The organism is Emticicia sp. (assembly GCF_049241225.1).
GTDB lineage: Bacteria > Bacteroidota > Bacteroidia > Cytophagales > Spirosomataceae > Emticicia.
In genome coordinates, this window is sequence record NZ_JBMLRC010000145.1 from 34,611 (window position 1) to 46,980 (window position 12,370).

8 protein-coding genes and 1 pseudogene are annotated in these 12,370 nt (G+C 38.3%); 6 read left to right on the forward strand and 3 right to left on the reverse strand.

Features of this window, described 5'->3' with window-relative positions:
- The 4 genes from ACOVO2_RS08780 to ACOVO2_RS08795 form a co-directional block, all read left to right on the forward strand.
- A partial coding sequence (locus ACOVO2_RS08780; protein ID WP_421769597.1) for a sulfite exporter TauE/SafE family protein occupies positions 1–473 on the forward strand: 473 nt, incomplete at its 5' end.
- A gap of 50 nt (positions 474–523) precedes the next feature.
- Positions 524–1,201 carry a phosphoadenylyl-sulfate reductase gene (locus ACOVO2_RS08785; protein ID WP_421769598.1) on the forward strand — a complete coding sequence of 226 codons (678 nt, stop codon included), beginning with the start codon at positions 524–526 and terminating at the stop codon, positions 1,199–1,201.
- Between the two features lie 144 nt (positions 1,202–1,345).
- Complete coding sequence (gene cysD, locus ACOVO2_RS08790) at positions 1,346–2,281, forward strand: sulfate adenylyltransferase subunit CysD (RefSeq protein WP_421769599.1); 936 nt, start codon at positions 1,346–1,348, stop codon at positions 2,279–2,281.
- 111 nt (positions 2,282–2,392) lie between these two features.
- Entirely contained in the window at positions 2,393–3,652 is a 1,260-nt protein-coding gene (locus ACOVO2_RS08795; RefSeq protein ID WP_421769600.1) for a sulfate adenylyltransferase subunit 1, read from the forward strand.
- Positions 3,653–3,849: 197 nt separating this feature from the next.
- On the opposite strand, the gene ACOVO2_RS08800 is transcribed toward ACOVO2_RS08795, so the two are convergent.
- Entirely contained in the window at positions 3,850–4,452 is a 603-nt protein-coding gene (locus tag ACOVO2_RS08800) for a glycosyl hydrolase 108 family protein (protein ID WP_421769601.1), read from the reverse strand.
- Between the two features lie 249 nt (positions 4,453–4,701).
- On the reverse strand, positions 4,702–5,316 hold the full coding sequence (locus ACOVO2_RS08805) for a glycosyl hydrolase 108 family protein (RefSeq protein ID WP_421769602.1): 615 nt from the start codon (positions 5,314–5,316) through the stop codon (positions 4,702–4,704).
- 507 nt (positions 5,317–5,823) lie between these two features.
- Between ACOVO2_RS08805 and gltB the strand changes: the two genes are divergently transcribed.
- Both gltB and ACOVO2_RS08815 read left to right on the forward strand, forming a co-directional pair.
- Positions 5,824–10,395, forward strand: coding sequence for a glutamate synthase large subunit (gene gltB / locus ACOVO2_RS08810; RefSeq protein WP_421769603.1), 4,572 nt, complete (start codon positions 5,824–5,826; stop codon positions 10,393–10,395).
- Positions 10,396–10,514: 119 nt separating this feature from the next.
- Entirely contained in the window at positions 10,515–12,020 is a 1,506-nt protein-coding gene (locus ACOVO2_RS08815; protein ID WP_421769604.1) for a glutamate synthase subunit beta, read from the forward strand.
- 110 nt (positions 12,021–12,130) lie between these two features.
- Here the strand turns inward: ACOVO2_RS08815 and ACOVO2_RS08820 are convergent.
- Positions 12,131–12,370: pseudogene (locus ACOVO2_RS08820) on the reverse strand (phosphoribosylaminoimidazolesuccinocarboxamide synthase); the annotation flags it as partial.

Consider the following 12,370-nt stretch of genomic DNA (forward strand, 5'->3'; position numbering starts at 1 on the left):
TAATCTCCGATGTTTTTGATGGAAATATGATTAAACCATATATTTCAATCTATATGGTTATTCTCGGAAGCATAATCATCTCAAAAGCGTTCAAAACTCGTCCAACTGAACCACAAAATAAGAATTTAGGTCTTTTGGGTCTCTTTGGTGGATTTCTCGATGCAGTTGGTGGTGGTGGTTGGGGTCCCTTAGTAACCTCAAACTTAATTAGTAAGGGAAATGCCCCAAAAGAAGCAATTGGAACTGTAAATACGGCTGAATTTTTTGTAGCCTTTTGTAGTACGGGTATCTTCATGCTTTTCATTGATATTCAAGCGTGGCAAGCCATAGCTGGACTTATTGTTGGTGGCGTTGTTGCTGCCCCATTGGGTGCATTTTTGGTGAAATTATTTAAGCCAAAAACCATCATGATTTCGGTTGGTGTTTTGGTTGTTTTATTAAACATTTGGAATTTAGCCAAAGCTTGGCTTTAAATAAAACTAAGACTTACGAAGTTCAACAAAATCGTAATTCATAATTTCTCATGGTAGATATTTTAGAAAAATATACATTGGCTGAAAGCCTCAGCTACATTGCCAGTCAATACCCTTCAAAAGTTGTCTTTTCAACTTCTTTAGGGCAAGAAGACCAAGTAATAACCGATGCCATTTTCAAGAATGACCTCGATATTAAAGTGTTCTCTTTAGATACTGGCCGCCTCTTTCAAGAAACATATGAGTTAATTGACCGTACACGCTCTCGTTATAAGAAAAATATTGAAGTATTTTACCCAAATACCGAGAAAGTACAGCAGCTCGTTACACAAAAAGGAGCAAACAGTTTTTATGAATCGGTTGAAAATCGTAAAGAATGCTGTTTTATTCGTAAAATCGAGCCATTAAAAAGAGCATTAGCAGGTGCCGAAGTTTGGATTACAGGTTTACGTGCCGAGCAATCGGAGAATCGTAACGATATGAAGATTTGGGAATGGGACGAAAGCAACAAAGTTTGGAAATTCAATCCGTTGATTCACTGGACTTACGAAGATGTTTTGAAATACATTACCGAAAATAAAGTACCTGACAATCCGCTGCATCGCAAAGGTTTTATTAGCATTGGTTGTCAACCTTGTACACGTGCCATTGGCCCTGACGAACACCCAAGAGCTGGACGTTGGTGGTGGGAAGAATCGAAAAAAGAGTGCGGACTTCACGCCGGATAATTCGATTTACCAAAAGAACTGTTAACTTTGCAAAGTTTTATTCGCTCAACACGAGCATTTTAATAAATATCAATGCGAATGAATTCAAAAATCTTCATTCGTAAATTATAAATCGTACGAGTTCGCTCGTCGTAATTCATTAGAATGAGTACTTTTTCAGAAAAAACAACGGTTTATCAAGCAAATGACAGCTCATTTCCGAGAGAATTGGAAGATGAAGCCATCTATATTTTGCGTGAAGTAGCGTCTCAATTTGAGAAACCAGCTATATTATTTTCGGGTGGAAAAGATTCTATTACCGTCGTAAGACTTGCCCAAAAAGCGTTTTACCCTGGTAAAATCCCTTTTGCCCTTCTCCACGTTGATACAGGACATAATTTCCCAGAAACGATTGAATACCGTGACTGGCTGGTAAATAAACTTGGATTAGAACTTCACGTACGTTATGTAGAAGATTCAATCAAACAAGGCAAAGTGAAAGAAGAAACTGGAAAATATGCCAGTCGAAATGCTTTGCAAACCGTCACACTTTTAGATGCAATCGAAGAATTTAAGTTCGATGCTTGTATTGGTGGAGCAAGACGTGACGAAGAAAAAGCTCGTGCCAAAGAGCGTATTTTCTCAGTTCGTGACGATTTCGGTCAGTGGAATGCTAAAAAACAACGTCCAGAATTGTTCGATATGCTCAATGGCAAAATCGAATTGGGCGAAAACGTAAGGGTATTCCCAATTTCAAACTGGACCGAACTGGACGTTTGGAATTATATCAAAGAGGAAGAATTAAGAATTCCATCGATTTATTTCACACACGAGCGGGAAGTATTTGAGCGTGATGGTATGATTTGGGCGGATTCTGAATTTATCAACAAGTCAGAAGATGAAGTTCCGTACAAAACTCAAGTACGTTTCCGTACGGTTGGTGATATGACTTGTACGGCTGCGGTTTTATCAACGGCAGACAATTTAGACGATGTAATCGGTGAGATTCTTTCGGCACAAATTTCGGAGCGTGGAGCCAGAATTGACGACAAACGCTCAGAAGCAGCCATGGAAAAACGTAAACAAGCGGGATATTTTTGACCCCCAGCCCCTAAAGGGGTGCTTACAGTTTCTCAGTTTACAAATTACAATTTCAAAACAGACCTTTTTCGTAGAAAAAGAATAAAAATCCCCCTTTAGGGGTTAGGGGTTATGGATATACTAAGAATTGCAACAGCAGGCTCAGTTGATGATGGTAAAAGTACACTTATCGGACGCTTGCTATACGAAACGAACTCAATTACACAAGATAAAATAGAAGCTCTTGAGTCAGCTTCAAAGCGTAAAGGTCTTGATTTTCTTGATTTATCGCTCTTGACCGATGGCTTAATTGCAGAACGTGAACAGGGAATTACGATTGATGTAGCTCATATTTATTTTAGCACACCTCATCGCAAATATATCATTGCCGACACTCCTGGCCATTTTGAATATACTCGAAATATGGTTACGGGGGCATCAAATACATCGGTTTCGATTATTCTAATTGATGCACGTAATGGAGTAGTTGAGCAAACAAAACGTCACTTTTATATCTCATCGATGCTTCGCATCAAGAATATTATTGTGGCTGTAAACAAAATGGACTTGGTAGCTTATAGCCAAGAAAAATTTGAAGCTATCAAAACCGAACTTTTGGGTATTGCAGAGCAAGTAAGTTTTGAAGGCCAAACGCTACAATTTATTCCTATATCTTCGCTTTACGGTGAAAATTTAGTGCGTAAATCAGCTGAGACGCCATGGTATGAAGGTGAAACATTGCTTGATAGCTTAGAAAAATTCAGTACTCAAAACTCAGAACTTAGTACTATTCAAGCTCGTTTCCCGGTACAACACGTTGTGAGACCAAAAACTGAAGAATATCACGATTATAGAGGTTATGCAGGAAAAATTGCCAGCGGAACATTCTTAGTCGGAGATTTGGTTGAGGCACTTCCAAGCGGACAAATTAGCAAAATCAAAACTATCGAGAAATTTGGCACCCAATTAGAATCAGGTAATGCCAAAGAATCTGTTGTAATTACGCTCGAAGATAATATTGATGTGAGTCGTGGAAATATGCTCGTAAAAGTTGGCGAGCAACCAGAGTCACGCAAAGAAATCAATGCAAAAATTTGCTGGCTAGATAGTCAAATGCTGACAGTTGGTAAAACCTATTTACTCCAACACGGCATCAACCGAGTAAAAGCAAAGGTTACTAATATCAGCTCGGTTATCGACATCAAAAATATGTCGTTGAGCAATGAAGCTCCCGCAGATGGAGGTTTGAAATTGAACGAAATCGGTTGGATTTCACTGAAAACAGCCAGTCCAGTTTTTGCAGATAAATACGAAGAGAATCCTGCTAACGGTTCATTTATTTTAATAGATGAAAGTAGCAATGGCACCGTAGGTGTTGGATTTGTAGAATAAAATATTTAGTTTTAAAAAAATATTCATCAACCAAACTATCAGTTCTATTAGTTTAGGTTAGATAAAAAATAGGCGGCTTCTTGGCTGTCTTTTTTTTTGCCTAAATCGAAGACCTCTTCCCTCCTTTCATTGCTGAAAGGAGGATAATTTACTCACGAGGCATTTTTAGGGAAGAGTTTATCGGGTAAGATTGTGTATTATTTTATATCTTCAACGATATTATGTTGTTGATTTTTCGGCACTACTATATAATCTTCAACAATATTATCTTCATCTTCGCGGTCAGCTTCTTTCATATAAAATGATTTAGCTCTTTTAAACCAGCCTTTGTTTACTTTTGCATCTTTTCTTGAACGATAATAACGCAGACGGTACTCTACATAAGGATTTACAATATCTTCTGGATAATCAAAATCATTGGCTGCTTTTACATCACTCATAGTTAAAACACCATTTTGTGAAACGCCAATAATTCTTTCAAAGGCCTTTATATTTTGATTTTCTCTGCCAACACCTGCATTAATAATATGGTCAATCAAAACTTCGGCAACTTCCTGACTTTTAAAGTGATTTCCTAAAAAGCGATTCCAATAATGATGGCGGTGAATGTGTAAGGCTTCTTCTTTGGTAAAAATTTTATTGCCCCAAATTGGTTTATGTATCCCATAGCCTTCTCCTTCAAATTTAAGTAGTTTAGGTGCATATTTATTAAAAGATGCAGCTTGATTTACATATATAACACAAATAGAAGATAACAAGCTGATTACCAGCAAGGTAAGTGTAATTTTTTTTAGGTTCATTCTATATTTTTTTTCCAGACAGTATAATCAATAGCAAAAATTATACCGCTTAATAATAATTTAGGGACTTCAAAAAGTAGAGTTTAGTAATAGGCTTATTATCAGTAGTTTATTGAAATATTTATTTAACGGTAGTATCTGAGTAACCAATTAGATTTCATGGTGGCAATATTTTTGCTGTAAACAAAAATACTATCAGTCAATAAAACGTAAATTTTATAACTGATAGTATTTCTAAACGCTTAGATTTTATTCATTGTTAACCAAAGTCTCCTCGGCTTTGTATTCGGAAATGATTGGAACTTCCTCTTTCATTAACATTTTGGGTAAAATCAGATAGTCGGCCAATAAGTCTCCATCTTTGGTTCTGCGATAAAAACTCTTCGCACGGGTTATCCAACCTCGATATTTTTTGGCATTCGCTCGACTATTATAATAATGTAGTCGATAATTAACGAATGGATTGATAATTTCCTCGGGAAATTTAAAGCTGTTTGCCTTTTTAATATCACTAATAGACAAGTAACCGTCTTGTTTAACTCCAATAACAGCCTCGAAGGCTTTGATATTGACACACTCTTTACCAACACCTGCATTGATAATTTGGTCAATAAGAACTTCTGCCACGCCTTGACTTTTAAACATCGAAGCATGGTATTTGTCCCAGTAATGTGTTTTGTAAATCGAATATGCTTCGTTTTTTGTGAAAGGTTTCTTCCCCCAAATTGGCTGGTGAATTCCGTAGCCAAGACCTTCAAACTTGATTAGTTTCGGGAAGTATTTATCGAATGATGCAGCTGATAAAAAATGAAAAGAAAAGATTAAAAGAAGTGTTGTGAATAATTTACTTTTTTGAATAATCATAACTGATTTTGATGGTGAAGCACAAAAATAATCATAAATTATTGATTATCAGCAATTTAGTAACAAAACAGTGTAAATCTCTTCTAATAGTTATATTAATTCTTCTACAAGTAAAATTTAGTAATCTAAAAAATATACAAAATTACTCTGCTTGCCTAATACCTTAATAGCCAATATATTGCTGATGCATAACCTACAGCTAATATGACTTAACTTAGTAATTTATACCTAATTAAATCACCTATAATGCACTAATGGTTGTATTTTTCCCATAATATTTGTTGCTAAAACAAGTATTTTTTACAGGGGAAAGAAAATTTGGTTTAAATGTTGTTATGCCAAATATATTTGGTATTATATTGCAAAGTATTTATCATAAACCCACCTCATACTTCTTCGATTCAAAAGATTATATGGGTCAATGATTTTACAAAAAAATACAACAAAATCACGCTCGGAACAACGTTCCGTGTTGGTACAATTTCAAATCACTATTATATTAGTACGATGACTGAAACTGAACAAGTTACAGAGCAACAACAAGGCTTATATCGCTCAGAGTTTGAGCATGATGCTTGTGGAATTGGCTTTAGAGCTCATTTGAAAGGACGCAAGTCGCACGGAATTGTAGCCGATGCGATTAAAATGCTCGAACGCATGGACCACCGTGGTGCATGTGGTTGCGACCCAAACACTGGTGATGGAGCGGGTATCTTACTCCAAATTCCTCACGAGTTTTTCTTGGATGAGTGTAATAAACTCAATTTTCACTTACCAGCTGTTGGAGAGTATGGTGTAGGTATGATTTTCTTCCCAATGGATGAAACCGAGCGTGAAGAATGTCGTGCTATTCTAAATCGTAAGATTGAAAAACTCGGTTTAGAACTGCTTGGTTATCGTGTGGTTGAAACGAAAGGTGATATTTTGGGTGAAGGTTCGGCATCGGTTGAGCCGAATGTCGAGCAGGTATTTATCAAACGACCAGTTGATATTACTGAAGAAATTGATTTTGAACGTAAACTGTATATTCTCCGCCAATATGCATCTCGTATCATACGTGAAGCTGTTGTTGGAGCTAAAGAGCACTTCTATTTCTCTTCGCTATCGTGTAGAACAATCTCTTATAAAGGGCAATTGACTACCGAGCAGTTGAAATATTATTTCCCTGATTTGCATAACGAAGCCGTGACTTCTGCTTTTGCAGTTATTCACTCTCGTTTTTCTACAAATACATTCCCTTCTTGGAAATTGGCTCAACCATTCCGCTTTATTGCTCACAATGGTGAAATCAATACCGTAAAAGGAAACGTAAACTGGATTCGTGCTGGAGAAAAATCTTTCATTTCTGATTTCTTCACGAAAGAAGAAATGGATTTACTCTTACCTATATGTGATGTGGGTAACTCTGATTCGGCTCAGCTTGATAACGTAATCGAATTATTATACTTGTCGGGTCGCTCATTACCACACGTAATGATGATGCTCGTGCCTGAAGCATGGGATGGCAACGAAGCAATGGACCCAACCCGTAAAGCTTTCTACGAATACCACGCTGCTATCATGGAGCCGTGGGATGGCCCAGCTTCAATATCATTTACTGATGGTAAAATGGTAGGTGCAACTCTTGATAGAAATGGTCTTCGTCCGTCTCGTTATTGGGTTCTGAACGATGATACTGTTATCATGGCATCGGAAGCGGGTGTACTCGACATCGACCAAGAAAAAGTTGTTTCAAAAGGTCGTTTACAGCCAGGTAAAATGTTTGTGGTTGATATGGAACAAGGCCGAATCATTCCTGACGAAGAAATAAAAGCCGATATTTGTTCACGTCAACCATATCAAGAATGGTTAGATGAGAATAAAATCAAAACCGAAGAACTTCCAAAGTCGATTCGTCCGTACCAACAATATAGCGAAGAAACTTTATTGAAACGCCAAATTACGTTTGGCTTTACGTCAGAAGACCTTCGTATGATTTTGGCACAAATGGCTCAAACAGGTATGGAAGCCATCGGCTCGATGGGCGTAGATACGCCATTAGCTATTCTTTCTGACCAAAGCCAGCATTTATCATATTATTTCAAGCAATTATTTGCTCAAGTAACTAACCCACCAATCGACTCGATTCGTGAGCGTTCAATCATGTCATTGATTTCATTTGTTGGAGCCAATGAAAATATCTTGAAAGAATCGCCAGCTCACTGTCGTTTGGTTCAGCTTGACCAGCCGGTTTTGACAATCGAAGAATTTGATAAACTTCGTTTTGTTGATTACAAAGGTTTCCAAGCAAAAACAATCAATACTTACTTTAATTCTAAAGCTGGTGATATTGGCAAAGCCTTAGAGTTTGGCTTAGAGCGTATCTGCCGTTATGCAGAAGATGCAATCGAAGATGGTTTTGAAATCTTGATTCTATCTGACCGTGCGATTGATTCAGACCACGCCCCTATTCCATCACTTTTAGCAACGGCGGCTATTCACCACCACCTCATCAGAAAGGGAATTCGTGGAAAAGCAGGTATTTTGGTGGAAGCAGGTGATATTTGGGAAACTCACCACGTAGCTACTCTTATCGGTTACGGAGCTTCGGGGATATGCCCGTATATGGCATTCGAGACGCTTTCTTGGATGAACAAAAAAGGCTTAATCGAAGGCGAATTTGATGATTATACATTGAATAAGAATTATATTAAGGCAGTTGATAAAGAATTGTTGAAGATTTTCTCTAAAATGGGTATCTCAACACTTCAATCATACCAAGGTGCTCAAATCTTTGAGTGTATCGGTCTGAACAAGCCTGTTATTGATAAATATTTTACTGGAACAATCTCACGCATCGGTGGAATGGGCTTAGCCGAAATTGCTAAAGAAGCCAACATACGCCACAAAGTAGCATTCCCAGATGTTCCACAAGAATCAGTAAAACGCTTAGAAGTTGGTGGTGTGTATCAGTGGAAACAACGTGGCGAGCGTCACATGTTCAACCCACAATCAATTCACTTATTACAACAATCTGGACGTGTTGGTGAAAAAGATTTAGAAAAAGGTTATCAAATCTTTAAGCAATATTCAAAATTAATCAACGACCAAACCAAAGATGCACTTACACTTCGTGGTTTACTCCGCTTCAAAAAAGGAAACTCAATTCCTTTGGAAGAAGTAGAACCAGTTGAAAGCATTTTCAAGCGTTTTGCAACGGGTGCAATGTCGTTTGGTTCGATTTCTTGGGAAGCACACACAACCTTAGCTATTGCGATGAACCGTATCGGTGGTCGTTCTAACTCAGGTGAAGGTGGCGAAGATGAAATCCGCTATGAATTAGATAAAAACGGCGATAACCTAAGTTCTTCAATCAAACAAGTAGCTTCTGGCCGTTTTGGGGTGACAAGTCACTACCTAACGAATGCCAAAGAACTACAAATCAAGATGGCACAAGGAGCAAAACCAGGTGAAGGTGGACAGCTTCCTGGACATAAAGTGGATGATTGGATTGGTCGTGTGCGTCATAGTACCCCAGGTGTTGGTCTAATTTCCCCACCTCCTCACCACGATATTTATTCGATTGAAGATTTAGCACAATTGATTTATGATTTGAAAAACTCCAATCGTGATGCAAGAATCTCAGTAAAATTAGTATCAGAAGCAGGTGTTGGTACAGTAGCCGCAGGTGTTGCTAAAGCACACGCTGATGTAGTTTTGATTGCAGGGCACGATGGTGGTACAGGAGCTTCTCCACTATCTTCAATCCGCCATGCAGGTTTACCTTGGGAGTTAGGTTTGGCCGAAGCTCACCAGACTTTGGTTAAAAACAAATTGCGTGGTAGAATTACCGTACAAGCTGACGGTCAGCTTCGTACAGGTCGTGATATTGCGATTGCAGCTCTTTTGGGTGCAGAAGAATTTGGGGTTGCTACCGCAGCTTTAGTAGCTGTTGGTTGTATCATGATGCGTAAGTGTCACCTGAATACTTGTCCAGTTGGTGTTGCTACTCAAAACAAAGAACTTCGTGCGATGTTCAGCGGTAAGCCAGAACACGTAGTGAATATGTTTACTTACTTAGCAATGGAGCTTCGTGAAATCATGGCTGAGTTAGGTTTCCGTACAGTAAACGAAATGGTTGGTCAATCGCAATTCCTCGAAAAACGTGACGACATCAACCACTGGAAATATAAGAAAATTGACCTCTCAGGAATCTTGTTTAAAGAGCCAACAACATTGGATGTGGCTCAATACAAGCAAGAAGAGCAAGACCACGGTATTTCGCAAGTGCTTGACTGGAAAATGATGGCTGATGCTCAACCAGCCTTAGAAAGTAAAAAAGAGGTTGAAGCAGAATATGTGGTGAATAACCTAAACCGCTCAATCGGTGCAATGACTTCAAACGAAATCTCGAAAGTTTATGCTGGAGAAGGCCTTCCTTATGGCACAATCCACTATAAATATAGAGGTACAGCTGGACAATCATTTGGTGCATTCTCGACAAAAGGATTAAAACTCGAACTCGAAGGTGACTCAAATGACTACTTCGGAAAAGGTCTTTGTGGTGCAGAATTAGTTGTGTATCCAGACAGAAAAGCTACTTTCAAAGCCGAAGAAAATATGATTATCGGAAACGTGGCATTCTATGGTGCAACATCGGGTGAAGCATATATCAGAGGTATGGCTGGAGAGCGTTTCTGCGTAAGAAACTCGGGTGCTAAAGTTGTAGTTGAAGGTATTGGTGACCACGGTTTAGAGTACATGACTGGTGGTTTGGCGATTATATTGGGCGAAACTGGTCGCAACTTCGCAGCGGGTATGAGTGGTGGTATAGCATTTGTGTATAATCCAAACAAAACTTTTGAAGCAAAATGCAACAAAGAAATGGTTGGTTTAGAAACGGTTGATGCCGAGGATGCCGAAATGCTGAAATCTTTCATCGAAAAACACTTGAAAGAAACTAAGAGCGAAGTAGCAGCGAGAATTCTTGCTAATTTCGAAAATGAAATTCCAAATTTCGTAAAAGTATTCCCTACGGATTACAAACGAGTTTTAATGGAAAGAAAGAAAAAAGCAGCAGCTGAGAAAGTATTGGCGTAAGTTTACTTCCACCAATTGTGTATCAATTTAATTAATAAAAGAGCATTTAGTATTAGATTATTGGCGAAACAAACATCGCCAATAATCGACCAACTATATAACAAAATCACTATAAAACAATGGGAAAACCTACTGGTTTCTTAGAATTTCAAAGAGAATTGGCAGCTAAACGCAACGTTGAAGAGCGTCGTTTAGACTATAATGAAGTTGAAATGCCTGTCGATGCAGATAATACTCGTAAGCAGGCTGCTCGTTGTATGGACTGTGGCGTTCCGTTTTGCCATAACGGTTGCCCGCTTGGTAATATTATTCCAGAATTTAATGATGCCGTTTATGAGGAAAACTGGGAGTATGCCTACCAAATTTTAAGTTCGACAAATAATTTCCCTGAATTTACAGGACGTATTTGTCCAGCTCCTTGCGAAGCATCATGTGTTTTAGGTATCAATAAGCCACCGGTGGCTATCGAATACATCGAAAAATCAATCATCGAACGTGCTTACGCCAACGGTTGGGTAAAACCAATTATCCCAAAGAAACGTACTGGCAAGAAAGTAGCCGTAGTTGGTTCTGGTCCCGCTGGTTTAGCGGCTGCATCGCAATTGAACAAAGCTGGTCACTTAGTGACGGTGTTTGAGCGTGCCGACGAAATTGGTGGATTAGTGCGTTACGGTATTCCTGATTTTAAACTTGATAAATCGGTTGTTCGCCGTCGTGTTGATGTAATGAAAGAAGAAGGAATTACTTTTATTACCAATGCTAACGTGGGCTTTAATGTTAAATCAAGCGATTTAGTAAGAGATTTTGATGCAATTGTACTTTCGGGTGGCTCAACAGTGCCTCGTATGATTGATATAAAAGGAAAAGAATTGAAAGGTATTTATCCTGCGATGGAATTCTTGAGCCAACAAAACAAACGTGTGGCTGGAATTGAGCGTATCAACGACCACCGTGGTGAGGCTTACCAAAATGGAGAAATTTTTGCAACTGGTAAAAATGTTGTAGTAATTGGTGGAGGTGATACTGGTTCTGACTGCGTTGGAACATCTAACCGCCATAAAGCAAAAACAATTACGCAGGTTGAAGTGATGCCTGAACCAGAAATTGACGATAAAAAACAGCCATTCTATCAAGTGCGTGCCGAAGCAACGCCTTGGCCTAATTGGCCTTTGACAAAACGTACATCTACTTCGCACGAAGAAGGTTGTGAGCGTTTATTCAGCATCAATGTAAAAGAATTTATTGGTGACGAAAATGGAAATTTAAAAGGAATTTTGATTTCAGAATCAGCCTATTTCAACGGAACGAAAGTTGAAATGAATGAGCGTGAAATTCCTTGTGAGTTAGCTTTGATTGCAGCTGGTTTCTTGAATCCTCAACAAGATTTACTGAATCAATTAGAAATCGAAGTTGACGAGCGTAAAAATGTAAAAGCTCCAAATTATCAGACATCAAATCCAAAGATTTTTGCAGCTGGCGATATGCGTCGTGGGCAATCATTGGTTGTTTGGGCTATCTCAGAAGGACGTGAGTGTGCAAGAAAAGTTGATGAGTATTTGATGGGTGAAACGCTATTGGAAGCTAAATCAGTTTCAATGATTTCTCCAGCTTATGCCGAGGCATAATTTAATTGAACTCATATAAAAAGCCTCTTTTTCAGCGAAAAAGAGGCTTTTTTATTATCTATCTACGAAATAGATAAAGGCCTATAGACCACAAGTCAAAAGAATTATTATTAAATACAAAAATATGCTTTAATATTTCCTTCAATTCTACCAATGACATCTTCACCTGATTGGGCTACAAATTTTTCTCCCGATACATTTTCATATAGTTCAATGTAGCGGTTTGAAATTTCCAGTACTTTCTCATCAGTCATTTCTGGCACTGTTTGTCCTTCTTTTCCTTGAAAATTATTGGCAATCAACCATTCTCTTACAAATTCTTTCGATAATTGTTTTTGTGGAAGCCCTGC